Origin of the sequence: Alistipes sp. AF48-12 (genome assembly GCF_003477565.1) — a bacterium.
Lineage (GTDB): Bacteria > Bacteroidota > Bacteroidia > Bacteroidales > Rikenellaceae > Alistipes_A > Alistipes_A hominis.
Genome location: NZ_QUDJ01000011.1, coordinates 17,568 through 44,045, shown reverse-complemented (window position 1 = coordinate 44,045; position 26,478 = coordinate 17,568). Strand labels below are relative to the sequence as shown.

22 protein-coding genes and 1 pseudogene are annotated in these 26,478 nt (G+C 53.3%); 11 read left to right on the top strand and 12 right to left on the bottom strand.

The window, feature by feature from the left end; translation table 11 throughout:
* Positions 1-33: 33 nt before the first annotated feature.
* The 3 genes and pseudogenes from DW082_RS08200 to DW082_RS08190 all read right to left on the bottom strand — a co-directional run bounded on the left by DW082_RS08200 (position 34) and on the right by DW082_RS08190 (position 5,327).
* On the bottom strand, positions 34-597 hold the full coding sequence (locus tag DW082_RS08200; RefSeq protein ID WP_101571497.1) for a peptidylprolyl isomerase: 564 nt from the start codon (positions 595-597) through the stop codon (positions 34-36).
* A gap of 23 nt (positions 598-620) precedes the next feature.
* Positions 621-3,478: pseudogene (gene gcvP / locus DW082_RS08195) on the bottom strand (aminomethyl-transferring glycine dehydrogenase).
* A gap of 166 nt (positions 3,479-3,644) precedes the next feature.
* Positions 3,645-5,327, bottom strand: a complete 1,683-nt coding sequence (locus tag DW082_RS08190) for a nucleoside kinase (protein WP_055203489.1) — start codon at positions 5,325-5,327, stop codon at positions 3,645-3,647.
* Positions 5,328-5,541: 214 nt separating this feature from the next.
* Here DW082_RS08190 and rpsA point away from each other — a divergent pair, with 214 nt between their 5' ends.
* Together rpsA and DW082_RS08180 are read left to right on the top strand one after the other, a co-directional pair.
* The gene (rpsA, locus tag DW082_RS08185; protein WP_153497822.1) at positions 5,542-7,413 is read left to right on the top strand and encodes a 30S ribosomal protein S1; all 1,872 of its coding nucleotides are present in this window, start codon (positions 5,542-5,544) and stop codon (positions 7,411-7,413) included.
* Positions 7,414-7,509: 96 nt separating this feature from the next.
* Positions 7,510-8,271, top strand: coding sequence for a ribonuclease Z (locus DW082_RS08180; protein ID WP_310648309.1), 762 nt, complete (start codon positions 7,510-7,512; stop codon positions 8,269-8,271).
* A gap of 66 nt (positions 8,272-8,337) precedes the next feature.
* On the opposite strand, the gene DW082_RS08175 is transcribed toward DW082_RS08180, so the two are convergent.
* The 3 genes from DW082_RS08175 to DW082_RS08165 all read right to left on the bottom strand — a co-directional run bounded on the left by DW082_RS08175 (position 8,338) and on the right by DW082_RS08165 (position 12,974).
* Positions 8,338-9,726 (bottom strand): MATE family efflux transporter, encoded by a 1,389-nt coding sequence (locus DW082_RS08175; protein ID WP_118458242.1) that lies wholly within the window; start codon positions 9,724-9,726, stop codon positions 8,338-8,340.
* Between the two features lie 140 nt (positions 9,727-9,866).
* Positions 9,867-12,416 (bottom strand): ATP-dependent Clp protease ATP-binding subunit, encoded by a 2,550-nt coding sequence (locus DW082_RS08170; RefSeq protein WP_118458197.1) that lies wholly within the window; start codon positions 12,414-12,416, stop codon positions 9,867-9,869.
* 54 nt (positions 12,417-12,470) lie between these two features.
* Positions 12,471-12,974, bottom strand: a complete 504-nt coding sequence (locus DW082_RS08165; RefSeq protein ID WP_055202267.1) for a metallophosphoesterase — start codon at positions 12,972-12,974, stop codon at positions 12,471-12,473.
* Between the two features lie 66 nt (positions 12,975-13,040).
* Between DW082_RS08165 and DW082_RS08160 the strand changes: the two genes are divergently transcribed.
* The 4 genes from DW082_RS08160 (at position 13,041) to DW082_RS08150 (ending at position 16,984) form a co-directional block, all read left to right on the top strand.
* Positions 13,041-14,315 carry a replication-associated recombination protein A gene (locus DW082_RS08160; RefSeq protein ID WP_055202265.1) on the top strand — a complete coding sequence of 425 codons (1,275 nt, stop codon included), beginning with the start codon at positions 13,041-13,043 and terminating at the stop codon, positions 14,313-14,315.
* A gap of 255 nt (positions 14,316-14,570) precedes the next feature.
* Positions 14,571-14,843: a hypothetical protein gene (locus DW082_RS14315; RefSeq protein WP_147386992.1), complete on the top strand. Its 273-nt coding sequence runs from the start codon at positions 14,571-14,573 to the stop codon at positions 14,841-14,843.
* A 32-nt stretch (positions 14,844-14,875) separates the two neighbouring features.
* The gene (locus DW082_RS08155) at positions 14,876-15,853 is read left to right on the top strand and encodes a BF3164 family lipoprotein (RefSeq protein ID WP_182424129.1); all 978 of its coding nucleotides are present in this window, start codon (positions 14,876-14,878) and stop codon (positions 15,851-15,853) included.
* A 153-nt stretch (positions 15,854-16,006) separates the two neighbouring features.
* The gene (locus DW082_RS08150) at positions 16,007-16,984 is read left to right on the top strand and encodes a BF3164 family lipoprotein (RefSeq protein WP_172970737.1); all 978 of its coding nucleotides are present in this window, start codon (positions 16,007-16,009) and stop codon (positions 16,982-16,984) included.
* A gap of 111 nt (positions 16,985-17,095) precedes the next feature.
* On the opposite strand, the gene DW082_RS08145 is transcribed toward DW082_RS08150, so the two are convergent.
* A complete protein-coding gene (locus DW082_RS08145; RefSeq protein WP_147386991.1) occupies positions 17,096-17,788 on the bottom strand; it encodes a hypothetical protein in 693 nt (230 codons plus the stop codon).
* A 318-nt stretch (positions 17,789-18,106) separates the two neighbouring features.
* Here DW082_RS08145 and DW082_RS08140 point away from each other — a divergent pair, with 318 nt between their 5' ends.
* A complete protein-coding gene (locus DW082_RS08140; protein WP_118458189.1) occupies positions 18,107-19,330 on the top strand; it encodes a site-specific integrase in 1,224 nt (407 codons plus the stop codon).
* Between the two features lie 195 nt (positions 19,331-19,525).
* On the opposite strand, the gene DW082_RS08135 is transcribed toward DW082_RS08140, so the two are convergent.
* Positions 19,526-19,870 carry a hypothetical protein gene (locus DW082_RS08135; RefSeq protein ID WP_118458188.1) on the bottom strand — a complete coding sequence of 115 codons (345 nt, stop codon included), beginning with the start codon at positions 19,868-19,870 and terminating at the stop codon, positions 19,526-19,528.
* Between the two features lie 153 nt (positions 19,871-20,023).
* Entirely contained in the window at positions 20,024-20,674 is a 651-nt protein-coding gene (locus DW082_RS08130) for an SLOG family protein (RefSeq protein WP_118458186.1), read from the bottom strand.
* A 501-nt stretch (positions 20,675-21,175) separates the two neighbouring features.
* On the opposite strand from DW082_RS08130, the gene DW082_RS08125 reads away from it, so the two are divergent.
* Both DW082_RS08125 and DW082_RS08120 read left to right on the top strand, forming a co-directional pair.
* A complete protein-coding gene (locus DW082_RS08125; RefSeq protein ID WP_257937132.1) occupies positions 21,176-21,445 on the top strand; it encodes a helix-turn-helix domain-containing protein in 270 nt (89 codons plus the stop codon).
* An 11-nt stretch (positions 21,446-21,456) separates the two neighbouring features.
* The gene (locus DW082_RS08120; protein WP_101573974.1) at positions 21,457-21,687 is read left to right on the top strand and encodes a helix-turn-helix domain-containing protein; all 231 of its coding nucleotides are present in this window, start codon (positions 21,457-21,459) and stop codon (positions 21,685-21,687) included.
* Positions 21,688-21,723: 36 nt separating this feature from the next.
* Here DW082_RS08120 and DW082_RS08115 read toward each other — a convergent pair whose 3' ends face one another.
* Complete coding sequence (locus DW082_RS08115) at positions 21,724-22,026, bottom strand: helix-turn-helix domain-containing protein (RefSeq protein WP_118458184.1); 303 nt, start codon at positions 22,024-22,026, stop codon at positions 21,724-21,726.
* Between the two features lie 3 nt (positions 22,027-22,029).
* Positions 22,030-22,197 (bottom strand): helix-turn-helix domain-containing protein, encoded by a 168-nt coding sequence (locus tag DW082_RS08110; protein ID WP_118458182.1) that lies wholly within the window; start codon positions 22,195-22,197, stop codon positions 22,030-22,032.
* 1,370 nt (positions 22,198-23,567) lie between these two features.
* On the opposite strand from DW082_RS08110, the gene DW082_RS08095 reads away from it, so the two are divergent.
* On the top strand, positions 23,568-23,936 hold the full coding sequence (locus DW082_RS08095) for a plasmid mobilization protein (RefSeq protein WP_118458176.1): 369 nt from the start codon (positions 23,568-23,570) through the stop codon (positions 23,934-23,936).
* Positions 23,926-25,611, top strand: a complete 1,686-nt coding sequence (locus DW082_RS08090) for a relaxase/mobilization nuclease domain-containing protein (protein WP_118458175.1) — start codon at positions 23,926-23,928, stop codon at positions 25,609-25,611. The genes DW082_RS08095 and DW082_RS08090 overlap by 11 nt, the downstream gene beginning before the upstream one ends.
* 309 nt (positions 25,612-25,920) lie before the next feature.
* Here DW082_RS08090 and DW082_RS08085 read toward each other — a convergent pair whose 3' ends face one another.
* Positions 25,921-26,412 (bottom strand): pyridoxamine 5'-phosphate oxidase family protein, encoded by a 492-nt coding sequence (locus DW082_RS08085; RefSeq protein WP_259335561.1) that lies wholly within the window; start codon positions 26,410-26,412, stop codon positions 25,921-25,923.
* Between the last annotated feature and the right edge of the window lie 66 nt (positions 26,413-26,478).

The window sequence follows — 26,478 nt, the reverse complement described above, 5'->3', positions numbered from 1 at the left end:
TACGGATTGTATCCGTAAATTCGAAAGATTTTTTTAGTGACAACCGCAGCCGCAGCCGCCGTTCCCCTGTTCGTGATCGCAACCGTCTCCGCAACCGTCTCCGCATCCGCAGTCGCATCCCCCGGCGGGATGCCCCGTCATCATGTCTTCCGGCGTGGCTTCGCGCACTTCGACGATCGTCCCCGAAAATTCCAGCGCTTTGCCGGCCATCGGGTGGTTGAAGTCCATCGTTACGCTGTCGTTGCCGACCGCTTTCACGACGCCGACCAGCCGGTTGCCCTGGTTGTCGCTCATCGGAAGCTGGTTGCCGATTTCGAGCATACCGTCCTCGATTTTACCGTCGACCATGAAGACCTCTTTGGGCAGTTCGACCACGGCGTCCGGAATCACTTCGCCGTAAGCGTTGGCGGCGTCCAGGCGGAATGCGAAAGGATCGCCTTTGCCCAGTCCGGCGAGGTTCGCCTCGAATGCCGGCAGCAAGAAGCCGGTTCCGTATACGAATTGCAAAGGGCTCTCGGCTTTGACCGTTTCAACGACCTGACCGTCGACTTTCAGCTGGTAGCTCAGAGCCACGAATGTTTTTTCTCCAATTTTCATTTTATCTTTTTTTAAGTAAATATTTATTCGGTTTCATACAGGATGCCGCAGGTGCAGCAAAGATTACGATCCCCGTAGCCGCCGTCGATCCGGCTGACATACGGGAAAAACTTGTTTTCGCGGAGCCGGCGCAGCGGATAAAAGGCCTTTTCGCGGCCGTAAGGATGATTCCAATCGTCCGCACAGCCTTCCGCTGCCGTATGCGGCGCCATTTTCACGACGTTGTCGTTCGCATCGGCCTTCCCGTCGCGGATCTCTTCGCACTCCCGTTTGATCCGTACGAGCGCTTCCATGAAACGGTCCAGTTCAGCCTTCGGTTCGCTCTCGGTGGGTTCCACCATCAGCGTTTCGGGGACGGGGAACGAAAGGGTAGGCGCATGGAATCCGTAGTCCATCAGCTGCGTGCGATATCGGCGCATTCCGTGCCGTAATCTTTGCGGAAATGGCGCAGGTCGAGGATCGCTTCGTGCCCGACCCGTCCGGTTTCTCCGGTGTAGAGCACTTCGTATTCTCCTTTCAAAGCGGATGCCACGTAATTCGCCTGCACGATCGCCGTTTCGGTGGCGCGTCGCAGGCCGCTTTCGCCAAGCATTTTGATGTAGCCGTAGGTGATCGGCAGAATCGAGGCGCTGCCGAACGGCGCCGCCGCAACGGAAGTGATTCCGTTTTCGCCGCCCGTTTCGACCAGCGGATGGCTCGGCAGGAATTCGGCCAGATGCTGCGCGACGCAGATCGGTCCGACGCCCGGGCCGCCGCCGCCGTGCGGGATGGCGAACGTCTTGTGCAGGTTCAGGTGGCAAACGTCGGCCCCGATGTATCCGGGGTTGGTCAGCCCGACCTGCGCGTTCATATTCGCTCCGTCCATATAGACCTGTCCGCCGTTGTCGTGCACGATGTCCACGATCTCGCGGATACGGCTTTCGAAGACTCCGTGCGTCGACGGGTAGGTCACCATGATGCAGCAGAGTTCGCTGGCGTATTGGCCTGCTTTGGCTCGCAGGTCGTCGATGTCTATGTTCCCGTTCGTGTCGCAGGCCACGGTCACGATTCGCATACCGGCCATGGCGGCCGAAGCGGGGTTGGTGCCGTGCGCCGAAGCGGGGATCAGCGCGACGTTGCGGTAGCCCTGCCCGCGGCTCTGGTAGTAGGCGCGGATTACCATCAGGCCGGAATATTCGCCGTTGGCACCCGAATTCGGCTGAAGCGATACGGCGTCCATTCCGGTGATCGTCGCGAGGTCTTTCGACAGTTCGTCGATCAACTCCCGGTAACCTTCCGCCTGGTCGGCCGGGACGAACGGGTGCAGGTCGGCCAGTCCGGCCAGGCTCAGCGGGAGCATCGTTACGGCCGGATTCAGCTTCATCGTGCACGAGCCGAGCGGGATCATGCCGTCGGCCAGCGAAATATCGCGGCGTTCCAGTTTCTTGATGTAGCGCATCATGTCGGTTTCGCTGCGGTAGCGCTGGAAGACCGGTTCGGTCAGGTAGGGCGACGATCGCAGTACGTTTTTCGGAAAATCAGCCGTTTCGGCGATTTTCTTTACGACCGGCGCTCTTTTTCCCGCCGCTTTGGCGAACAGGGCGACGATCGCGTTCACTTCGTCTGCCGTCGACAGTTCGTCGAACGAGATCCGGACGCGTTCCTTGTCCGGGTAGAAAAAGTTCATCTGCCTTTCGAGGGCCGCCGTGCGTATTTTATCGGCGTCGGCCGCCACTTCGATCGTGTCGAAGAAGTTCCGAGCCGCCGTTTCGTATCCTAGTTTTTCGAGTGCCGCCGCCGCCGCCGCCGCATGGCCGTGCGTATGCAGCGCGATCCGGCGGATCCCTTCCGCCCCGTGGTAGACGGCGAAGAAACCGGCCATACTGGCCAGCAACGCCTGTGCCGTGCAGATATTGGAGGTCGCCCGTTCGCGCTTGATATGCTGTTCGCGGGTTTGCAGCGCCATGCGCAGCGCCTTGTTGCCGAGCCGGTCGACCGATACGCCGATGATGCGGCCCGGCATATTCCGTTTATAGGCGTCCTTCGTAGTCAGGAAAGCGGCGTGCGGGCCTCCGAATCCCATCGGAAGGCCGAACCGTTGGGTCGATCCCACGGCGATGTCCGCGCCCCATTCGCCGGGGGCTTTCAGCAGGGCCAGGGCCAGGATGTCCGCCACGGCGGCGACCAGAACGCCCCGGCTGTGTGCTGCGGCGGCGAAATCGTCGTAATCGCAGATCGCTCCGTTCGCTGCCGGGTACTGGACGATCGCCCCGAACTCGCGGCCGGAAAACTCGTACCCGTCGTAGCTGTCGCAGACGATTTCGATGCCGAACGGTTCGCTGCGCGTCAGCAGCAAGTCGAACGTTTGCGGAAAGATGTTTTCGTCGACGAACAGAATGTTGCGCCCCTGTTGGACCGCTTCGCGCGAACGCAGGGCGTACATCATCAGCATCGCTTCGGCGGCGGCCGTCGCTTCGTCCAGCAGCGAACAGTTGCCGACTTCCATGCCGGTCAGCGAAATGACCGCCGTTTGGAAATTCAGCAGCGCTTCCAGTCGTCCCTGCGAAATTTCGGCCTGATAAGGCGTATACGAGGTATACCAGGCCGGATTCTCGAAAACGTTCCGTTGGATCACGGCCGGCGTAGCCGTTCCGTAATAGCCCATGCCGATCAGACTGCGGTAGAGCTTATTTTTGCCGGCAATCGCGCGGATATGGGCGGCGAATTGGTATTCGCTCATTCCTTGCGGAGGCAGGTTTAGCGGTTTTTTCAGTCGGATCGCATCCGGAATCACCTGTTCGATCAGCTCTTCGGTGCTGCGGACTCCGATCGTGCGGAGCATCTCGGACACTCCGCGTTCGTCGGTTCCGATATGGCGTTTGATGAATGGGTCTTGTGACATGCGTTCAGCGTTGCAGTGGTAAAACGAGAGACAAAGGTAGTAATCCGCAGCGAATTACGGCGCAGAACCCCTCCGTCGTCCCCGGAAATTTTGAACAATTTTTGATAAGTTCGCGCAGAAAGCTGTCCGGCAGGATGTTACGCTTGCGCCGGGAACATGTCTTTCTTTAGTATTCGAAACAGCTTCCGCCGATAAATTCGCGCAGGATGGAGGTCGGCGGGATCTCCGCTTCGAATCGGTCCATCGAGGTGAAGTGATCGAGGAATTTCAGCAACCGATGCGCTTCGCCGAATTCGGGCACCGTGTCCGGAACTTCGCGCAGCAGCGGCCGCACGTAGTCTTTCAACACGGAGAGTTCGTAGAAAAGCGACGAGTTGAACATCAGGTCGGCCTGTTCCTGGTTCGGGAAAATATGCTTGTCTTCCCCGCGGCGGACGCTTTCCCAGCGACGCAACGTGTCGGTAGCGCTGTTGCCGCGGGTACGGTGATCCCGCACGATGCGGCGGATCAGCCGGCTGTCGGTCGTGGCGATGCGGTTCAGGTTGTCCATGGCGATCGACGTGAGCGCCGAGACGTAAATTTTGAACTTCATGTCGGCGGCGACGTGCGGCGTGAGTTTCGGGTTCAGGCCGTGGATTCCTTCGATGACGAGCACCGAGCGCTCTTCCATTTGCAGCGGCTGTTCGTGGAACTCCCGTTTCCCGGTGATGAAGTTGTAACGCGGGATTCGTACCGTTTCGCCTTTCAGCAGCCGGTTCAGATGGTCGTTGAACAGTTCCACGTCGACCGCTTCGAGGGCCTCGAAATCGTAATCGCCCTTTTCGTCGCGCGGGGTTTTTTCGCGTTCGACGAAGTAGTCGTCGAGCGAGATCAGCACCGGGTGCATACCGAGGATGCTGAGCTGGATGCCGAGCCGTTTCGAGAAAGTCGTCTTGCCGCTCGACGAAGGACCCGAGATCAGCACGATCTTCGCCCCGCCTTTCTGGTGCTGTATGGCTACCCGGTCGGCGATGTAACCCACGCTTTTTTCGTGCAGGGCCTCGCCCATGCGGATCAGCTCGCCGCCTTTGCCTTCGAGAATCTTCGAGTTGAGCGCCCCGATGTTCGAGACGCCGATGATATCGACCCAGCGCGCGTATTCCTTGAAAATCTTGAACATTTTGCTCTGCGGCACCTCTTTTTCGAGCTGCGTCGGCGCGGTGCGGTCCGGTACGGCCACCCGGAACCCTTTATAGTATTTGTGCAGGTCGAACAGGTGGATGTATCCGGTCGAAATGGCGAGTCCCCCGTAGAAATAACCGACGATGTCGGCCATCTTGTAGAGAGTGACGTACAGGTGCGGACGCGTGACGAGTAGGGCGATCTTGTCCTCGAGTCCCATTTGGCGGTACGTCTCCACGGCCTCTTCGCAGGTCACGCGCTGACGCACGATCGGAATGTTCTGTCCGATGATGTCCTGCATACGCTCTTTGATCCGGCCTATTTCGGTTTCCGGAATATCTTCCATGCCCTCTATCTCGCAGTAAAAGCCCTTCGCCACGGCATGTTTGATGTGGAGCTTCCGATCCGGGAACAGGTCGCATACCGCTTTGTCCAGAATGAAGAAGAGCGTCCGCTGGTAAACGCGCATACCTTCGAAATGCGTGATGTCGATAAAGCGGACGGTCAGCGGCGAATAGATCCGGTAAGAGAGTTCTTTGAGGCGGTTGTCGACGTAAGCCGCCAGCAGCGGGGTGTCGTTCCCTTTTTCCAGCGACAGCATCTGCGCGACCTGCAGCAGGCTGGTGCCCTGGTTGACGAATAGGTTGGCGCCCGTGTTTTCGCAAAATATTTTTACGGTGTCGTTCATAATCATGTTTGATTGAGTAAAGATAAAACGTTGTAAAGCGTGAAACAAGTATATAAAGATACGGACTTCGGGAATAATATTCAAATAAAGAAGGTTTTTTAGGGCCGCAAAGGCGTTCTTTATTGTGAATCCTTCATAATTTATTATCTTTGCACCGCTTTGTTGTCAAAGCTCTATAAATAATGTCTAACGTATTAATTTGCAAAACACACAAATGACAGCTAACAACGAAAATCAGGAAAAGAAAAAAGCCGCTCAACCGGTGGCAGCCGCTCCCGTAAATCTCGACTCGTTCGATTGGGATGCTTACGAACACGATCTGGGGGTTTACAACGACTCTAAGGAAAACATCGAGGCCAAATACGACCAAACGCTCTCGAAAGTGCAGGTCGGCGAAGTGGTCGAAGGTACCGTGATCGGTCTGAACAAGCGCGAAGTGGTCGTGAACATCGGTTATAAATCGGAAGGCATCATTCCGATCGGCGAATTCAGATACAATCCCGAACTGGCCGTAGGCGAGAAAGTGGAAGTTTACGTAGAGAGCGCCGAGGATAAGAAAGGCCAATTGCTCCTTTCGCACAAAAAGGCGCGTCAGTTGCGTTCGTGGGATCGCGTGAACGAGGCCCTCGAAAAAGACGAAGTGATCAAGGGTTACATCAAGTGCCGCACCAAGGGCGGTATGATCGTCGACGTATTCGGCATCGAAGCGTTCCTGCCGGGTTCGCAGATCGACGTGAAACCGATCCGCGATTACGATATCTATGTGGATAAAACGATGGAATTCAAGGTCGTGAAGATCAACCAGGAGTTCCGCAACGTGGTTGTTTCGCATAAAGCACTGATCGAGGCCGAGCTCGAAGCGCAGAAGAAGGAGATCATGTCCAAGCTCGAAAAAGGACAGATTCTCGAAGGTACCGTCAAGAACATCACTTCCTACGGCGTATTCATCGACCTGGGCGGCGTAGACGGTCTGATCCACATTACCGATCTGAGTTGGGGCCGCGTGAACCATCCCGAAGAGATCGTTCACCTGGACGAAAAACTCAATGTCGTGATCCTCGACTTCGACGATGCCAAAAAACGTATCGCTCTGGGTCTGAAGCAGCTTTCTCCGCATCCGTGGGATGCCCTGGATACCGAACTGAAAGTCGGCGACAAGGTAAAAGGCAAAGTGGTGGTTATGGCCGATTACGGCGCGTTCATCGAAATTGCTCCGGGCGTAGAAGGTCTGATCCACGTTTCGGAAATGTCGTGGAGCCAACACCTGCGTTCCGCTCAGGAATTTATGAAGGTGGGCGACGAAGTGGAAGCCGTTATCCTGACGCTCGACCGCGAAGAACGCAAGATGTCGCTCGGCATCAAGCAGCTTACTCCCGATCCGTGGGCCGATATCGAGAAGAAATACGCCGTCGGTTCGAGACATACCGCCAAAGTGCGTAACTTTACTAACTTCGGCGTGTTCGTGGAGATCGAAGAAGGTATCGACGGCCTGATCCACATTTCGGATCTGAGTTGGACGAAGAAGATCAAGCATCCGGCCGAATTTACGCAGATCGGCGCTGAGATCGAAGTGGTCGTTCTCGAAATCGACAAGGACAACCGTCGTCTGAGCCTCGGTCACAAACAGCTCGAGGACAATCCGTGGAACGCGTTCGAAGCGCAGTTCGCCGTCGATTCGATCCACCAGGGAACCGTTTCCGAACTGACCGAAAAGGGCGCCATTATTTCGCTGGGCGACAACGTGGAAGGTTTTGCCGGTTCCAGGCAGTTGGTGAAGGAAGACGGGACGACCGCCAAAGAGGGCGAAACGCTCGATTTCAAGGTGCTCGAATTCTCGAAAGCTACCAAGCGGATTCTGTTGTCGCACACCCGTATTTTCGAAGAGGTGAAAAAACAGGAGGCGCAGGCAGAAAAGAACGAACGCCGCAAGGCCGACGACGCAGCGAAGGAATCCGTGAAGAAGATCAACGCGTCGGTCGAAAAGACGACTCTCGGCGACATCTCTTCGCTGGCCGAACTGAAAGCTCGTATGGAAGAGAGCGCAGCCGAAGCCAAACCGAAGAAAGAAGCTGAAAAGGCCGAATAATATGAATTACTATGACGTTTCGGGTTACCATATTGGGTAGCGGTTCGGCTCTGCCGACTCCGAGACGGAATCCCTCTGCTCATGTACTGAACGTACATGAGCAGTTTTTTTTTGGTCGATTGCGGGGAGGGAACCCAGGCCCGGTTGATGAGCTGCGGGATCAACCCGCTGAAAATAAATGCGGTATTTATTTCGCATCTGCATGGCGATCATGTTTACGGGCTTTTCGGGCTGATTTCGACACTCGGGCTGACGGGGCGCCGCACGCCGTTGCAGATTTTCGCGCCGCGGCCGTTCGACGAGATCCTGGCGGCCCACCGGCGTTATTTCGATACGGAGTTGCCGTATGAAATCCAATGGAACGAAGTGCGGACGCGCCGCAGCGAGTTGATTTACGAGAACAAAGTGCTCGAAGTCCGTTCGGTGCCGCTGCGTCACCGGGTGCCCGCCGCCGGATTCCTGTTTCGGGAGAAGACGCCGCCGCTGAATGTCCGCAAAGAGGCGGTCGCGCGGTATGGGCTCGGGATCGCGCAGTGTGTCGCCGCCAAACGCGGCGAGGATGTCGCGCTGGACAGCGGCGAGACGATTCCGAACGGTGAACTTACCTATTTGCCTTACCGGGGGCGCAGTTACGCCTACCTGAGCGATACGCTGCCTTCGGCGCGTGCGGCCGGGCTGGTCGGGGGGGTCGATCTGCTGTATCACGAAGCGACTTTCGCCGCCGGGGATAAAGCGTTGGCCCGACAGACCGGGCATTCGACGACGGTGCAAGCTGCGCAGGTCGCGGAGAAAGCCGCGCGCGCCGGTTGCTCATCGGACACTTTTCGTCCCGGTATAAGGATGAGAGCCTGCTCGTAGAAGAGGCCCGCGGCATATTCGCAGCGGCGGAAGCCGCCGTCGAAGGGGCGAGTTACGAGATTCCGCTTAAACGGGAGCCGTAAGCGGACGGTCGCCGCCGTGTCCGGGCGATTGCCGGCGGGACAGTTTGCGGTAGCGGCGGTAATAGAGCCATGCGGCGATACTGAGTCCGAAGATGAACCCGATCCACAGGCCCGAAGGCCCTATGCCGAGCGTGAAGGCACACAGGTAGCCGACCGGCAGGTTGATCAGCAGGTAGGAGACGAACGAGTAACTCATCAGTACCGCTACGTCCTGCATACCGCGCAATACGCCTACCAGGATGATCTGCAAACTGTCGGACAGTTGGTACAGCCCGGCGAAGATAAAAAGCTGGCCCGCGATGGCCACGACGGCCGCATCGTCGGTGAACAGCATCGGGATCCGGTATCGGAACAGGATCAGGCAACTCATCGTGACGACCGCGAAAGCGAGCCCCAGATGACACGAACCGGCGGCGGCGAGCCGTATGCCTTGCCTGTCTTTGCGACCGTAGGCATGACTGACCAGGATGGTAGTCGCCGTCGAAATGCCGACCTGCATCATGTAGGCCATCGTGCCGACCGACAGTACGATCTGGTGTGCGGCCAGTTCCGAAGGGCCGATCCAGCCCATCATGATCGACGACAGGGCGAAAGCCATCACTTCCAGCACGACCTGCACCGAAATGGGCAGTCCGACCGACAGCAGTCGGCGGATGTTTCTCCACGTTTGGACGGTACGGGAAAAGAAGGCGAAATAGCGGCGCACCGACTGGTTCCACAGGAAGTAGGCCAGCATGAACAGCGGCATACAGATCCGTGAAATCAGCGTGGAGAGTCCCGCCCCGGCGGCTCCGAGTTCCGGAAATCCGCCTTTGCCGAATATCAGCAAATAGTTGAATACGATGTTGATTGCGTTGGCGATCAGCACGACGGCCATGCCGGTGCGCGTATTTCCGACTCCTTCCAGGAATTGCTTGAAAGAGAGGTAGACCATATAGGGAATGATGCTCCATGCCAGGTAACGGTAATAAGGAACGGCCAGCCGCACCACCTCCGGCGATTGTCCCATGTATTCCAGCAGGTCGCCCAGCATCCACAGGACGCCGAATAGCAGCAGACCGACCAGCGAGTAGAGTACCAGCGCGTTTTGCAGCAGTCCTGCGGTGGTGCGGATTTTCCGCTGCGCATAGGCTTCGCCGGTCAGCGGCGTCAGGCCGAGCGACAGACCGGTGCCCCAGAACAAGAAGATCGTGAAGACGGCTCCGCCGAACGATACCGCCGCCAGCGGCAGCGCGCCCAGCCGAGCGACCATCAGGTTGTCCGACAGTTGTACGATGACCTGACCTATCTGAGACAGCACGACCGGACCGGCCAGCGCGAGGTTGGCTTTGTATTGCGGGATCCACTTGCGGAGGCTGGCGGTACGGTTCATGCGGTTGCGGTTTGCGGAGTGCAAAGGTAGGTCGAATCTTTCGGATTGGCAACCGAAGCGCCGGGGACGACATAAAAAAGAGAGACGGAAACCATTGGTTTCCGCCTCTTCGTGAGTTCGATAGAAGGTGTTTATCCGGTTCAGGAGGCTATGGTGCGCGTTTCGTTTCCGGGAACCACCGTGAATTTGATCTGGCCGTTTTTGCAGTCGACCATGATCCGGTCGCCCTCGTGCACCTCGCCCGATATGATCAGTTCGGCCAGCGGGTCTTCCACTTTGTCGAGCAATACCCGTTTCAGCGAGCGGACTCCGTAGTGCGGGTCGTACCCTTCGCGTACCAGACACCGTTTGGTCGCGTTGTTCACTTCGACCGTGTAACCCTGGTCGGCGATCCGCCTGTTCAGGCTGCCGAGTTCGATGTCGATGATCCGCAGGACGTCTTTTTCGGTCAGGGTTCCGAACGTTACGATGTCGTCGATCCGGTTGATGAATTCCGGGGCGAAGTTCCGTTCGAGGTTCTTGCGGTAGAGCGACTCCCTGTTCCGGTCGTCGGATGTCGGCTTGCGGGTCGTATTGTAGCCTACGCTTTTGCCGCGTTGCATAACCTCCCGCGATCCCACGTTCGAGGTCATGATGATGATCGTATTGCGGAAATCGATCAGGCGTCCCAGTCCGTCGGTCAGTCGGCCTTCGTCGAAAATCTGCAGCATCAGGTTGAATATGTCGCTGTGCGCTTTTTCGATCTCGTCGAACAACAGTACGCAGTAAGGGCGGCGCCGTACTTTTTCGGTTAGTTGTCCTCCTTCGCCGTAGCCGACGTAGCCCGGAGGCGAACCGATCAGGCGGCTTACGTTGTGCTTCTCGGAATATTCGCTCATGTCGATGCGGATCATCGCTTCCTCGCTATCGAACAGGTATTTGGCCAGTTGTTTGGCAACATGGGTCTTGCCGACGCCGGTCGGCCCGACGAACATGAATACGCCGATCGGACGGTTGGCGTCCTTCAGCCCGGCCCGGCTGCGGCGGATGGCCCGCGTTACGCGGGAAACGGCCTCGTCCTGTCCGATGACGACCGATGCGAGGTGAGCGTCCATCTCTTTGAGCCGGCGCTGTTCGCTGTCCGAAATGCGCGTTACCGGAATACCCGTCATCGAAGCGACCACTTCGCAGATCGCCTGCTCGTCGATCTCTACCGGACATCGGGTCATCTGCTCTTTCCACTGCGTTTCCATCTCTTGCAGGCGGCTGCGCAGCGCGCTTTCACGGTTTTTCAGCGTGGCGGCCGCGTCGTAATTCTGCATTCGGATCGCTCGGTTCTTTTCGGCGCATACCGTCTCGACGTCGCGTTCCATCGAGGCCAGCGGTTCGGGCGTCTTGACTTTGAACACGTGGGCGCGGCTGCCCGCTTCGTCCATCACGTCGATCGCTTTGTCCGGGAAGAAGCGGTCGGGCACGTAGCGTTGCGTCAGGTGGACGCAGGCTTCCAGCGCCGCTTCGGTATAATGAACGCAGTGGTGCGATTCGTAGTGTTTCTTGATGTTGTTCAGCATACACAGCGTCTCTTCGGCCGACGGCTGTTCCACGATGATCTTCTGAAAACGCCGCTCCAGCGCGCTGTCGCTCTCGATATTTTCGCGGTATTCGCTCAGGGTGGTGGCTCCGATGCACTGCAGTTCGCCCCGGGCCAGCGCCGGTTTCAGGATGTTGGCCGTGTCGAGCGACCCTTGCGTGCTGCCGGCGCCGACGATCGTGTGGATTTCGTCGATAAAGAGGATCACGTCGCTGCCGGAGAGTTCCTTCAGCAACAGGTTGATCCGTTCTTCGAACTGTCCGCGGTATTTCGTCCCTGCGACCAGCGAGGCGACGTCCAGCGAGAAGATCCGTTTGTGCAGCAGTGCGTGCGGGACTTTCTTCTGCGTGATCCGCAGCGCCAGCCCTTCGATGATGGCCGACTTCCCGACGCCCGCTTCGCCGATCAGCACCGGGTTGTTCTTTTTGCGCCGGCCGAGGATCTGGATCACCCGTTCGATTTCGGCGTCCCGGCCGATCACCGGGTCGAGTTTGCCTTCGGCCGCGCAGTTGGTCAGGTCGACGCCGAACTGGCCGAGCATACTGTCTTTGGCCGCCGGTTGCCCGTCGGTCACGGCGATACGCATTACTCCCGATACGAGTCGTTCGGGGTGTTCTCCGTTCTCTTCGCCGAGCAGCGAGAGATATTGCATATCCTCGTAGTAGTCCTCGTTGGGAGGCATGTCGCCGAGGTAGGAGACGATTTTTTCCGAAGTCACATTGTACAGCACCAGTATCCGCGAGCTGCGCGAGCTGCGGTCGTCGACGATGACCTGCAACAGGTGTCCCGTGTTACAGGTGTCCTGCACCATGCAGGGGCCGGACATACGCATCTGCTCGAGCAGCGCGTTTTCGTCGAAACGGACGTCCGGACAGGAGATGTTGAGCGGGGTGTCCGGCAAAACGACCGGGCCCAGTTCCCGTTCGAGACGTATTTTGATCTGATAAAGTTCCCATTCTTTCAGCAACCTTTTCAGCAGGTGAGATGCGTGCCCTCCTTCCTGTTTCAAGATAGCCAGAAACAGGTGGTCGAGGGTTACCTCATCGGCGTGACGTCGGCGTGCTTCGCGGCATCCTGCCGCAAAAACAGCCTCCAGCGTCTTTGTTTGCTTTACTTGCATAGCGTTTTCTCTAATTTTAATTTCGTGAAGATAACGCCGGAATATTCGGGTTTATTATGATGTCGGACGCCGGGGCCATTCTCCGACTTCCAGCTCCCGGATGTCCTCTCCGTCGATTACGAGCCGTATGGCCGTCCTTACCTGGTGAAAGCCAGCAATCCCTGCGGCCCCGGGATTGATATGAAGAAGACTGTTTTTTTTATCGTACATTACCTTCAGAATGTGGGAATGTCCGCATACGAAGATTTTCGGCCGGTGCATCCGCAGTTGCATTTCCACCCCGGAAGCATAGTGCCCGGGATAGCCGCCGATGTGGGTTATCATCACTGGAACCTGTTCGCATTCGAACAGCTCCCACCGCCGGAATGCCACGCGCGTCTGCCCTCCGTCGATGTTGCCGTACACGCCGTGCAGCGGCCTGAAGGCGGCAATGGCGTCGGCCGTTTCGATGGAGCCGAAGTCTCCGGCATGCCATAGTTCGTCGACGTCTTCGAAAAATTTCCGAAGAGGCTGATCGAAAATACCATGCGTGTCCGAGAGAATTCCTATGCGTTTCAAAGCCGGTGCGATCTTAAAAATTGTGCGGGAAAACGATTACCTTTGTAAAGATAACATTTTTTCTTTATGCAGACAAATATACCATTGGCGGAACGGTTGCGTCCGCAGTCGCTCGACGACTACGTCGGACAGGCCCATCTGGTCGGCGGCGGCGGGGTGTTCCGCCGCTTTCTGGAGACGGGCAACGTGCCGTCGTTTATCCTGTGGGGACCGCCGGGAGTCGGCAAGACGACGCTGGCGCGGCTGGTGGCGACGGCTCTCGACCGGAAGTTTTTCACGCTGTCGGCGGTCAATTCCGGCGTGAAAGAGGTGCGCGAAGTGATCGAGCAGGCCCGCAAGAGTCATTTCTTCAATACGCCGGCGCCGTTCCTGTTTATCGACGAAATCCACCGTTTCAACAAGTCTCAGCAGGATTCGCTGCTCGGCGCCGTCGAGCAGGGCGTGATTACGCTGATCGGCGCGACGACCGAAAATCCGTCGTTCGAAGTGATCTCGCCGCTGTTGTCGCGTTGTCAGGTCTATGTGCTGAAGGCGATGGAGGACAGCGATCTGCAACGATTGCTGGATCGCGCCGTCGCTGCCGACACGGTGCTCCGGGAGCGGGGCGTGCGGGTCGAACAGACCGGGGCGCTGTTCCGTTTCAGCGGAGGAGACGCCCGCAAGCTGCTGAACATTATCGATATTCTCTGCAATGCTACCGAGGGAGAGATCGTCATTAACGACGAAAACGTGACCGAATGTTTGCAACAAAATATCGCTTTGTACGATAAAAACGGCGAACAGCACTACGACGTAATCTCGGCTTTTATCAAATCGGTGCGCGGCAGCGATCCGAACGCGGCGATCTATTATCTCGCGCGGATGCTCGCCGGCGGCGAAGACCCGAAGTTTATCGCCCGGCGGCTGGTGATCCTGGCGTCGGAAGATATCGGTCTGGCCAATCCGAACGGGTTGTTGCTGGCCAACGCCTGTTTCGAAACGGTGCACAAGGTCGGTATGCCCGAAGCCCGCATCCCGCTGGCCGAGGCGACGATCTACCTGGCTACCAGTCCCAAGAGCAATTCGGCTTACCTGGCGATCGACCGGGCGCTGAAATTCGTGAACCAGGATACGACGAACCATCCCGTCCCGCTGCACATCCGCAATGCGCCGACCAGGCTGATGAAAAATCTCGGCTACGGCGACAATTACAAGTACGCCCACGACTTTGAAGATCACTTCGCCGACCAGGAGTTCATGCCGCAGGGCATGGAAGGCCGCCGGTTCTACGATCCGGCCGACAACCCGAAAGAGCGCGAAATTGAACAGCGGATCAAAAAACTCTGGAAAGGAAAGTATTGATAGCTAGAAGTAAATCTTCATAATATGGTATTTTAAAAAACACCTTAGAAATATTCTTTTCCGATTGTTTAATGCCGCAAAAGGTTTTTTTTCAGTTCTTTTTGCGGTATTTTATTTTGCTTTTTGCGAAAGGATAATATAACTTTAAAGACAAACCAATATAAGAATGCCTATGGATCGATTGTTCTGAAAAATTTAGAATGTAATTAAATGTAAATGAATTGATGTGGATTATTGAATTTAAAGAAAAAAATTATGAAAAAAAGTATTTTGGCAGCTATCCTTTTAAGCGGAGGATTTATTGCGGTAACGATGCATATGAAGCGTAATGATCCTAATGTTGGTGATTTATTGTTAAAGAATGTGGAGGCCTTGTCTGGGGATGAAAGTTCGGAAAAATTTAAATATCCTTGTAGTAATGGGATTTATTTTGATACTTCAAAAACGATTTCCAGTGTTAGATATTGTGGATCATGTGGTTATGTTGATGCGTCGAATACATTTGATCCGAGTGAATGTTCTCTGTAATTGAAACTTGTTATTCTTCTCGAATTTATTGTATGAGAAAAGTTCTATGGGCTGTGCTGTTTGCTTCTCAGTTGTTTTCCAGTTGTCGTCAAAAGGTGACTATAACCGAGAAAATGGCTTTCCCTCAAGAAAAAAGAGTTCAAGCCGTTAAATTTCCGGTGGGTGACGTAATGAATCCTAGTTACATGATCCAAAAAGGAGATTATTTGCTTGTTCGGAGCGGACAGCCAAAAAAACAATTGTTTGTCTTTACAGTGCCGGATTTAAATTTTGTTTGTGCAACTGGAAATAAAGGGAAAGGGCCCAACGAAATTCCTTTCCCTCCGATGTTGGTCGAGTCGCGTACGGATACCCTTTATGTTTTTGGATATGCATACAGACATTTGAAGAGTTTGAAGGTGGACTCGGTAGCTCGTGTCCATTTGACCGAACGTTATGAAATTCCGTTGTACGAAGCTTTTAATCATATGCATTTGATTGATGATTCGGTGCTTTTGTATGAAACGGTTATGCTTCCTCAATATGCGGTTTACAAGTATGATCTGAAAAATCGTAAAAGCATAGACGAACTGAAGATCGAACGGGAAACCCCCGAAAGTGAACTTACGTTCGATACCAGCAGGGGGTATATGGCGGCTAACGATTCGGTAATGATATACGTTTATTTGTATAAAAACCAGATCGATATTTATGATGTAAAGGATTTCAGGCTGAAGCGGCGGATCGTCGGAGTTTATAAACCTCAGAAGCCTGCATTTCGGAATAAAGAATTGTATTATTTGGGGGTTATTCCGGGGGATAAATATTTTTATGCCTTGTTCAAAGGCGAGCGAACCGAAAAAGGCGAAAACCGCAGCAATACGATCGAAGTGTACGATTACGACGGCAATCCGGTCGCTCTGTACCGGTTCGATATACCGCCGTTGTATTTTTACCCGGACGAAAAAAACAATTGTATCTACGCCACGCATCCTTCCTGCATGGATACGTTGCTCCGGTATGATTTATAAATTTTCATTTCTACCCCAAGAATCGACGTTTTCTCATTAAAGCATCGTTAAAAGTCAATTTTAACGATGCTTTAATTTTGCTTTTCGCTTCTAAAAGAGTAACTTCACGAAAGTTTGGCAGGATACTGCTATATATAAATGTCTGCGCGGATTATGAGGAAACTTTTATGGGTATTGTCGTTTGCCGTACTGTTTTTTTCGTGCGGCAACCGCGATACGGTCGTTACTGCAAAGCGGGCCTTTCCGCAGGAGAAAAAGATCCGGGCCGTCCGTATTCCGGCGGGTGAAACGATGAATCCCGGACACATGCTGCAAAAGGGGGATTATCTTCTCATTGAGAGTATTCTGTCTCCGAAAATGTTGTTCGTTTACTCCGCACCCGATTTGCGGTTTGTTTGTGCGACCGGGAATAAAGGAAACGGGCCCGATGAGTTTCCGAGTATCCCCTTTCTGATAGATTCGCAAACCGACAGCATATATGTGTTCGGTTACGGTCTTCGGTATCTCAAGTCGATGGCAGTCGATCCCGCTGCCGGTGTCCGTCTCACCGAACGGTACGCTCTCCCTTTTCACGAGGCTTTTAACAGTATGCATTTGTTGAAGGATTCTGTGCTGGTTTACCAGACCGTTATGCCTCCCCAGTATTCGATTAAAAAGTACAATCTGAGGCAAAACGAGATGATCGGCGAATTGAAAATGGAAAGAGAGAGTCCTCAAGAGGAACTTGCGTGGGATCTTAGCAGGGGCAAGATGGCTGCGAACGATTCCGTGATCGTTTATGTATATCTGTATAAAAATCAGATCGATCTGTACGATCTGGAGACTCTGGAATTGAAAAAGCGGATCGTGGGGGAGTATAAGCTTCAACAGCCGACGTTTAAAGATGAGGAATTGTATTATGTAAGCGCCTTTGCCGGTAAAAAATATTTTTATGCTCTGTTCAAAGGCGAACGGAATGCGGAAGGTAAAAATCCGAGCAATACGATCGAGGTGTACGATTACGACGGCAATCCGGTGGTTCGTTACCGGTTCGATATGCCGCCGCTGTTTTTTTATCCGGACGAGAAGAACAATTGTATCTACGCCACGCATCCTTCCTGCATGGATACGTTGCTCCGGTATGATTTGTAGGACGGCTGCCCGGTCGGCGGGAGGGGAAGTGACGATTACGTATTTTTTTGCTGTGACCGGCTGGAACCGTACAGCATTTTATCGAACTGATCGGAACGTTTGCCGACGGTTTTATTCATCCGGCAGGGTTTTGTATTTATAGAAAAATATCACGGGATTGGCATCGTCCTTCATTTTTTTCAATTTATCCGATTTGTTTAAGTTTTTGGAAAATAGATTCAGGGAAAAGCCCTCCATGAAATTTCCTATTGCATTTGTATTGACATAATAATATACACCCTCGTTACCGGCGCAGCCGAACTTAGGAAACCATACGTGCATATTATCTTTTTCAAAAAGCAGGTCGTCGGCAATCGTGTCGTATAGTTTCGTTTCGTTCGTTTCCGTATCGTACGTAGTAAAAGTCGAAGTCAGGCCGTTGCGATATACGAAGTAGATACGACCGTCGTGTTCGAAATAGCTGTTGATATCGAAAATCTTATTTTTTGAAAATATGTAATCGAATACCGAATGGATTGGAGCGTCTTTTTCAATCGATTCTATATCTTCCGCGGTCATGATATCTTCGCTTTGCAAAGAAAGGTAAGGCATTACCTTTTCGCGGCTGATGTAAATAATGGTATTCATGAATACTTGCATGAACCGTGAAGATTCTTCGTTCACGGTGTAAAAAACATGGTCATGGATATAACTGGGATTCTTCCATCCTTTGTTGTACTGCGTTGCATTTAAAAAAGTACTTTGTTGTTTGCCTTTGCAGGTGTCTAATTTTTGTAATAAAAAGTCCCGTTTCGATGGAGCCAACGTATATACGTCCGTGAAAATAACTCCGTCGTTATATTGGATGTGGTAACTTCTCATAGGAGTATCCTTAAAAAAACGGGATGGCAGCAGAGTAATGCAAATATCACTACAATAGATATTTAGCATTATTATCCCGGAGGTAGTAAAGCGGTCAAACCGCAAGGAAAGGCAGAGTTCGGAAAGAGTTGCGTTACTAAATCGTTACCGCGGCTTTTTCCGGACTTTATTTTTAATGTATTATTTTTCAGGTTGTTGCGCCTTGTTTCACAGCATCGGATAACTCTAATCAAAGTAATTTTACATCAAACAATTAGAGTTATGGCACGAAGCACTTTTAAAGTCCTTTTCTACCTGAAAAGGCAAAACGAAAAAAACGGCAAAGTCCCTGTTATGGGGCGTATTACCATCAACGGCACGATGGCGCAGTTCAGTTGTAAACTGAACATCCGTCCGGCGCTTTGGGATTCAAAAGCAAACAAAGCTGTCGGAAAAAGCGTGGAGGCGCAGCGCATCAACGAGACGTTGGAGAACATCAAAACCAACATCGGCAAGCAGTATCAGCGTATCAGCGACCGGGACAGCTATGTAACCGCCGAAAAGGTTAAAAATGCTTGGCTCGGCATGGGCGGCGAATGCAAACTGCTGATGCAGACTTTTGACGAGTATTTGCAGGAGTTCGGAAAACGTGTGGGCAAAGACCGGGCACAAAGCACCCTCGAAAACTACCAAAAAGCCTATAAACATCTCTCTGTGTTCCTTTTACAGGAATACCACCTGTCGGATATTCCGTTCAAAGAGTTGAAACGGGATTTTATGGATAAGTTTGTTGTCTTTATGTCCAATCATCTTGGTTTGCGGTCGGGTTCCATGCAAACCTCGATTAAGAAACTACATCTGATGACCTATACTGCGTTCCAAAACGGCTGGATTGCTGCCGATCCGTTTGCCGGATTTCGGTTTAAGGCTGAATACCGCGACCGTCGCTATTTGTCCGAAACAGAAATGCAGGCCGTGATGAACGTACAAGTACCGAACTACAAAACCGCGATAGTAAGGGATATCTTCATGTTCTGTTGCTTCACGGGTATGTCCCATATTGACGTAAAGGCACTTACCCACGCCGATATTCACACGGACGAAAGCGGCGAAATGTGGATTATCGACAACCGCACCAAGACGGGAACGCAGTTCCGTGTGAAACTGTTGCCCGTCGCGCGGCAGCTTGTTGCAAGGTACAGCCATCTGTCTTTGCCGGGGAATGCGGTTTTTCCGGTAAAAACCTGTAAGACAATGGATAACTCTATGCGTCATGTGGCCCGTCATGCGGGCTTGTCGTTCAATCCCACGATGCACGAGGCCCGGCACACGTTTGCCACGACCGTCACGCTGTCGCAAGGCGTGCCGTTGGAAACGGTCAGCAAAATGTTAGGACACAAGCACATTACCACAACGCAGATATACGCCAAAATCACGAACGACAAGATCGGGCGGGATATGGATGCGTTGGAGGCGAAAATAGGAGATAAATTCAAAGTCGTATAGTAACGAATTCCAAGCAATAAAAAAGCGGGGCTTCCGGGATTTTTGGCGATCCCCGAAGCCCCGCTTTTTTATTGAACGCCTACGGTTCGTTACACCGTATCGTGTGGTATTTACGAATCGTTCCGACAATGTTTCCGATCCGGCTCAGCGGGAAGCGTCCTCAGATTCCTGCACACCCTTTCCATCCCGGCGGCTTTATAGCTGTAAAACGCCGAGTCTTTGGACGGCCTCTTTTAGCAGCGGAAGCATTTCGGGCAAAGCATTGAAATGCAGAATAGGAAGCGGTATGAAAAAATAATTCCGCTTCTGCAGCTCCACGATATAATGCAGGGTTTCCTGAAACAGAAAGAAATCTTCGATGATCTTTTCGGAGGGTGTCCGGTACGAATCGTCTTTGAGCTTGGCGGCATAAATCTGGTCGTGATAACCATAGGCGCACGAATAAACGGCGAACGGCAGGGTGCTGTCCGGATCGGCCTTCCCGTCGGCCATGTCGGAGAGTAATTGCTGCGGATCGGGTGCGACCCATGCCAGCAGCAAATCGTCGGGAATGTAGCCATATCCGACGGTCGTAACATCGTGGTTCCTAAAAAATGCGACGCTCGATCATAATAAGCGACAGCGATCGGCGAACCGTTAAAGAATTGATTTTTTGTTTTCATAATTTTTTATATAAAATGAGTGTTCTGGCGTTTATCTGATCTTCATAATCTCCGTGACCAGCCGGTCGTCTACGTTGTGGTTATACCTGCGTGCGGCCCGGTGTCCGCAGATATTCAGTATTTGCATTTCCCGGTTCCGGGCCTCGGAAACCGTACTGGCCGTGCCGCCGGATTCGCCGTTGAAGTAACAAACCAGCATCGAGGCGTGGTCGAGCATCGCCCGGTTGCGGTCGATATAGTCCCTGTTGGACGTATAGCGGTCGTACAGGCAAATGCTGTGATCCGCTTCTTCCATTATTTCGTGGTATAGTCTTTTGTCTGCATCGGGGTACTTCGCTTCCTGTCCCGGAAACGGCATGACGGCGATCAGCCGCACACCGGGGAAATCCGGCTTTACCGACAGCACGGCCCATGCCGCCCAGAGGTCGAAGCCCATCGCCATACCGCACAGGAATGTGTCGTACCCCTGAGCGTACAGCAGCCGCACGGCCCGTTCGGTGCGGGCGATCACGGTTTCCTGTACCCGGAGACGGTTCTCCCCGCGTGCCGACGCATATATTTTATAGGAACGGTGTCCGGTAAAAGCCACCGTCCGCACGGGATCAATAAAAGTTCCGAATGTTCGATCATCTTGTAGAGCCGCTTCCAATTTGCATTGGTCGTTCTTTTCACGGCTTCTCATTTTAAGATGCGATCGAAAGGTTGAAGATGCCGAATGACGGCGAACCGCTTAGCGATAATGTCTTGTATTTGCACAGGCATGGATGCAGAATTTAAATAGGTTGGAAAATATGCGCCCACGATACCGCCGTTGCAGAACAGATTTGTCTTGTGCAGAGATAAAAAAAGAAGGCGCGGTGTCAGCTCCTTTTGGCAGGTCTTTGGGAACCTTGAATCGGAAGCTGTCCTGCGCCCAAGTTAGTCCTACCCGGAAACGGGTAGGACATAACGAGGACTGACAACTTTTATACCCGATTCAAACAACCTCCGAAGAGGCCCCAAAGTTTGCCAAAAGTATGAAGAGTTGTTTACCTTATTTATAATGCGATCAATGCCGCTATGTAGTGTTATTCAAATACAAAGGTAACATAATTTTTTGTTTTTTATTAATGAAGTCTGTTATCGCAGACCTACTCCGTTATCAAAAGCAAATATATATAAAATAAATTTCAATGACAAATACATGAAAGTAGAATATGTCATTATTCAGGTTCTTTGTTATATGAGAAAGCAAAGACGCAATGACATATTACTCGGGATGATCGCGAAAAAGCTTGTCGATCTGCGTGAAAACGAAAATCTGTCACAACAGAAAGTTTATATTCATACCGGAATAGACATGGATATGGTCGAACGGGGAGAGTATAATATTACGTTGAGTACGCTTGCCGATCTTTGCGATTATTATAACATATCATTGGAAGATTTCTTTAAAGGCATGCCTAATCCATAAAGAATAAAATTATGAATAATCAAAGACATAATGAATTCTTGATGACCCAAGTGGCGAAAAAGCTGAAAGAGTTGCGAAGTGTGAAAAAATTGACGCAGGCAGAAGTTTACCGACAAACTAAGATACATATAGGGCGCATCGAATCGGGAAATTCTAATATTACAATGAGTTCTTTATCCGAGTTATGTAAATTCTATCAGATTTCTTTTGAAGATTTTTTCAAGGAGATTAGAACGAAATAAGAAACGGCGGACTGAAAAGTCCGCCGTTTCGTTTGTTTACCGCTCCTTGTTTGATCGGTAGTTCTGTTTCAACACTTCACGTATTCCCGCTTCGGGATAGAGGAACACCCGCCCGCTGACCGCCGTGTAAGGGATCTGCCGCGTGTCGCGGAGCGTCTGGAGCGTCCGGGGCGAAAGGTGCAGATACTGGCACACCTCGCTCCCGCTGAGGTAACGTTCTTTGCAGATCGACGGCGTGTAGTTGTCCGCCGCCGTTTTCATAGCCCGTTCGGCCTCGCCGATCAGCGCGAAGGCTTGCCGCACCTCGTTGCTGTCCATCGTCAGATAATCCAATGCCATCGTTTACGCTTTTTTCCGTTTGGTTTTCGATTCCAGATAGGCCGCCACGTCCGCCTCTTTGTAAAAGTATTTGCCGCCCACGCTGGAAAAGGGAATGATCCCCCTTTCGCGGTAGCTTTGCAGCGTCCGCTTGCCGATGTCCAGCATGAAGCACACGTCCTGAGAGTCGATTCAGCTACTGTCCGTCCCCGGAGCGTATTTGCGTTCCAACTGCCGCGCCTGCGCCGACAGCGATTCCAGTTTCCTGACGAGAGCTATTCATACCTTCTCGTCGATGCAGATTGCATTCATAATTTAAAGTTTTAAGTGAATAAATAAGTAATTATATGTAAGGCTTCCGCCCGTTACAATAGTAACCGTTCTTGCGTTCGCTTAGTACACCCTGTCCCCCGTAGTCCCTTCCAGACCGTTCGGGGCCGTCCGCGCGGCCAATATAAGCCGGTTTTCCGCGTATCCGCCGCATCCGCTTCCCCGTGTCGTGTAAAGTCACGTTTTGTCCGGAATTGACCGAATTGAATTCCGGAAAAAAACGAATCGCCCGCCGGAATCGACCGTTTAAATAGATCGGTAACAAGCTATTCGGATAGCTATATAGCTATCCGGCTAAATAGCTAAGTATCTAACCATCTTTCCGGCTATCCGGAAATCTTTGCAGACGGACATCCGTGTGTAGTGTCGGCGCGTCTGCCCGTGTGTAGTCGTGTAGCGTCCGACTACACGCACGCCGTTCCGCCTCGCGTGCCCTATTCGCCGTGCACCCCTGTTTCCGTTCGTCCGTACAAATAAAGCACGCGAATCGGCGGATTGTTTACCCCTTCCGACTGTTTCCGGTTATTTCCGGCGGTTTTGCCGTTCGCATCCTTGTTTGCCTGCCGGATCGGAAAGATAAAGCGTCCGGCAGCAATCGTGGCCGTACCGGGTACGGGACGAAATAATCCGCTCGGTACGTTCGTATCTTTGCTGAAACCTAACACGCAATCTTATGCCGATGCAACTTTATTTCCCCGCCGACGCTTCCCGCGTTCCGGCATGAAGGGCAGCGCAATTCCCTGCCCTGAATCCCGATCTTCACACTTGCCCCGTTTCGGGCTACTGAATCCCGTTCCGCGACCGCCCGCGCCCCGGCGGGAGCACCGATGCCGCACGTCCCGCACGTCCCGCACTCGCCGCCCTTTGTTCGCGCCGACTCTGCGCGGCGCAACAAGCGGGACGGCTTCGGCGTGCCGTGAACGGGGCTGACGCCCCGGCATCGGAGGCTCCCGAAACCGGAGGAAGCAAGGTTGTACCCGGAGGCCCTCGAAACTCCCAGCCGGGAGCTTCTCGGACACTTCCGGGCAACCTTGCCCTGCGGGGCTGTCCCGTTCGGCGCGCTCTCTGCGGTCGCACGACGAACCATCCCCCGCTTCCGTCGGTCGCAGGGGATTCGGGACTTCCGATGTCTGCGACATCGGCGGACGGCTCCCGTCGCTGCGCTCGGTCGCTCGACCGCAATTCCGGCTATCGCCGCCGTTCCTTTAGTCTATCTCTAAACTCCGGACGCGATGACAGAGGGTAGGAACAAAGGCGGCAGACCGCCGATCGCTAAGGCCGAAAAACGTTCCGAGGAAATCAAATTCCACGTTACGCCGGACGTGAAACGCCGACTGCAAGACGAAGCAAAAGCGGCGGGCGTCGATTTGGCGACTTACTGCCGGGAAAAGGTGCTGACCGGACGACCGCCCCGGCGCGTTCCGCCCGAAGTGCTCGCGGCAATCGCCGAACTCGCCCGGCAGGGAAACAACCTGAATCAACTGGCACGGATCGCAAACTCCGAAAAAAGCGTTGCCGGAGTCGTACCCCGGTTGGTCGGACTGTTGGACTTTTACGACAGTGTAGTAAAACGGATAAAAGGATATTTCCATGATCGGTAAAATAGTAACCGGAAAGAGTTTCAAAGGCGCGGTCGGGTACGTGATGAACAAACCCGGCGCGCGGCTTCTTTCGTCGGACGGCGTGAATACGTCCGATACGCGGGAAGCGATCCGCAGTTTCAATTTCCAGCGCAAAGCCCGGCCCGAAAAGGCCGAGGTCGTGGGGCATGTCTCGTTGTCGTTCCATGCGGACGATGCGCCGAAGCTGACCGACGATCTGATGCGGCAGTTGGCCGGGGAATACATGCAGCGGATGAACATTACCGATACGCAGTATATCGTCGTGCGGCACGGCGATACCGGACACCCGCACCTGCATATTATCTACAACCGGGTAAAGTACGATGCGAAGCTCGTCCGCAAGCACAACGAGCGTATTCGGAGCGTGGCGGTCTGCAAGGCCATCAAACAAAAATACGCGCTGACTTTTTCGGAAGGCAAAAAGAACGTCGATGTCGAAAAGCTACACGGGCCCGATCTGGTCAAATATGCGATTTACGAAGCGATCAAAGACGTGTTGCCCCGCATTCAGTCCGTCGAAGCGTTGGCCGAAGAACTGAAACGGCAGGGCATTGTAACGACGTTCGTACACCGGGGCGGCGATCCGGGAAAGGAGGTGCAAGGACTGACTTTTACCCGCGGCGGCATCACGTTCAAAGCCTCGCAGGTAGACCGGAAGTTCAGCTATGCCAACCTGACCAAAACCGTCGAACAGAATAAGGCCGAAGCGGAGCGAAAACAAAAGGCCGAGGAACAACGCCAGCGGAAAACCCGGCAGCGAAAGGAAGCCGCCGAACGCCGCAGGCTGGAAAAAAACGAAGCCTTCGAAAAGCAGTGGAAAGAGTTTATAAAAGACAGCATCATAGACTCCCATGTAGGGCCGGACACGGAAGAACCGGATAACCGGGCCGAAGGGCAGGGACAGAAACCGGAGTGCGATCCCGTATTCCGGATGCAGATACCGACGCCGACACCTATGCTGCTGGACACGCCGGATACACCGGATATTCCGGATACGCGCATTACCCAGATCGAAGGCCGGAAACTGACGCCGCAACAGCAGGACAAATTGTATTCGCCGCAGGGATTCACGTTTACCTACCGGAAGAACGGTTATGAGCGCACCGTTTGTTTTCGGCCTTTCGCGCAGGAGAACGGCCCCGATATACTTACCCACGAAATCCTGTCCGAGCGAAAGATCAGTAACAATCCCGTTATTTTCGGCGTACAGCTTACCGACGAACATGTCCGGCAAATCAGGGACGGACAGTATGTTTATCTCGAAAGCATGAAGCGCAACGACGGAACCGTCTCGCCGGGCTATCTCGTAATGGACGACCGACTAAAACACGGGTGGGCGTTCAAGCAAGCCCCTGACAACTGGATAAAGTTCGGGAAGTACGAAATGCGGGAAATGGACAAAACCCTGATCGAAGCGGGATACGTTGCCCGCGCCCTCGTAAAGTGGTACGGAATCGGTCAAACCGCAAGGCCGTTCCTTTGGAAAGAAAAAACGACGGATGCAGAATACAAAGAATCATGGAGCGATCCCAGAAAACCCCAAAACGCCCAACGCCTCGCCGTCAGACACGTCCCGTCCGTAAAGCCCCGGCAGGAACAAAACACCGAACAGGACGAAAACAGGCCCAAAATCAGGAAAAGCAGGGGGATATAATCCCCCTTTCCAACCGACCGCAAAGATACAGATTACCGGGATAAGGGACAAGGCTATACAAGCGCCCGTGCCGGGCGGCCTTGTCCCTTATCCCGCCAATCTTGGGCTGGTCGCTACCGATTGGAAAGGGTGGCCCGTGTGCAAACTGTTCGAACCCGAATAGCTCATCTATATACCCCTCTTTAGAGCCTGGGAAGATCGTGATATATTGCTACCGGGGAGAGAAGTTTTACATGCGAGGATAGGAATCAACTTAACTTCTGCCAAATTTTTGACTTAGATTTTCTTTTACGAAAAAGAACTTTCAAGTCAACGGGACACCCGCTTGCATTTTCCGCTGATGCGTTCGATGTCCAGACGCAGGATCGCGGTACGATGGAAAGATTTTTCGGCATATTTGCTCCCGGTCTCCCTGAATTCGGGCGAATATTTTTCCACGAGAAGTTCGAGTGCGCGCATCCGTTCATTGTTGTTTTCGACCAGGTCTATGGGGCCGAAGACAAGTACGCTCTCGTATTCGGTCGTAAATTTTGCGGGTTGCGGAGCTGTGTGTCCCACGACACAGAAACAAGCCTGGTCGGATCGGGCAATGCGCCGCAACTTTTCTCCTTCTGGTGCACAATGGAAATAAATGCTTTCCCCGGATAGCACGAAATTGATTGGAATTCCGTAGCCGCTCTCTCCTCCGAGGGCCAGAAACCCATATTCGCCGGTCATCAATAATTCCAGGGCCCGGTTTTGCTCCAAAAGTCGGTCCCTGCGGCGAACGGTCGAGTTGTCGTATTTATCCATCAAATTCATAACTCCCTTTTCGTACAAAGGTAGTTTTTTACGGAAGGGTAAAACGTAACAGATGTTACGGCATCA

What these genes read in the sequence shown, in the direction of transcription:
- DW082_RS08200 (WP_101571497.1), bottom strand. Translation starts at nt 597, where the DNA reads ATGAAAATTGGAGAAAAAACATTCGTGGCTCTGAGCTACCAGCTGAAA.
- DW082_RS08190 (WP_055203489.1), bottom strand. Translation starts at nt 5,327, where the DNA reads ATGAACGACACCGTAAAAATATTTTGCGAAAACACGGGCGCCAACCTA.
- rpsA (WP_153497822.1), top strand. Translation starts at nt 5,542, where the DNA reads ATGACAGCTAACAACGAAAATCAGGAAAAGAAAAAAGCCGCTCAACCG.
- DW082_RS08180 (WP_310648309.1), top strand. Translation starts at nt 7,510, where the DNA reads ATGAGCAGTTTTTTTTTGGTCGATTGCGGGGAGGGAACCCAGGCCCGG.
- DW082_RS08175 (WP_118458242.1), bottom strand. Translation starts at nt 9,726, where the DNA reads ATGAACCGTACCGCCAGCCTCCGCAAGTGGATCCCGCAATACAAAGCC.
- DW082_RS08170 (WP_118458197.1), bottom strand. Translation starts at nt 12,416, where the DNA reads ATGCAAGTAAAGCAAACAAAGACGCTGGAGGCTGTTTTTGCGGCAGGA.
- DW082_RS08160 (WP_055202265.1), top strand. Translation starts at nt 13,041, where the DNA reads ATGCAGACAAATATACCATTGGCGGAACGGTTGCGTCCGCAGTCGCTC.
- DW082_RS14315 (WP_147386992.1), top strand. Translation starts at nt 14,571, where the DNA reads ATGAAAAAAAGTATTTTGGCAGCTATCCTTTTAAGCGGAGGATTTATT.
- DW082_RS08155 (WP_182424129.1), top strand. Translation starts at nt 14,876, where the DNA reads ATGAGAAAAGTTCTATGGGCTGTGCTGTTTGCTTCTCAGTTGTTTTCC.
- DW082_RS08150 (WP_172970737.1), top strand. Translation starts at nt 16,007, where the DNA reads ATGAGGAAACTTTTATGGGTATTGTCGTTTGCCGTACTGTTTTTTTCG.
- DW082_RS08140 (WP_118458189.1), top strand. Translation starts at nt 18,107, where the DNA reads ATGGCACGAAGCACTTTTAAAGTCCTTTTCTACCTGAAAAGGCAAAAC.
- DW082_RS08130 (WP_118458186.1), bottom strand. Translation starts at nt 20,674, where the DNA reads ATGAGAAGCCGTGAAAAGAACGACCAATGCAAATTGGAAGCGGCTCTA.
- DW082_RS08125 (WP_257937132.1), top strand. Translation starts at nt 21,176, where the DNA reads ATGAAAGTAGAATATGTCATTATTCAGGTTCTTTGTTATATGAGAAAG.
- DW082_RS08120 (WP_101573974.1), top strand. Translation starts at nt 21,457, where the DNA reads ATGAATAATCAAAGACATAATGAATTCTTGATGACCCAAGTGGCGAAA.
- DW082_RS08115 (WP_118458184.1), bottom strand. Translation starts at nt 22,026, where the DNA reads ATGGCATTGGATTATCTGACGATGGACAGCAACGAGGTGCGGCAAGCC.
- DW082_RS08095 (WP_118458176.1), top strand. Translation starts at nt 23,568, where the DNA reads ATGACAGAGGGTAGGAACAAAGGCGGCAGACCGCCGATCGCTAAGGCC.
- DW082_RS08090 (WP_118458175.1), top strand. Translation starts at nt 23,926, where the DNA reads ATGATCGGTAAAATAGTAACCGGAAAGAGTTTCAAAGGCGCGGTCGGG.
- DW082_RS08085 (WP_259335561.1), bottom strand. Translation starts at nt 26,412, where the DNA reads ATGAATTTGATGGATAAATACGACAACTCGACCGTTCGCCGCAGGGAC.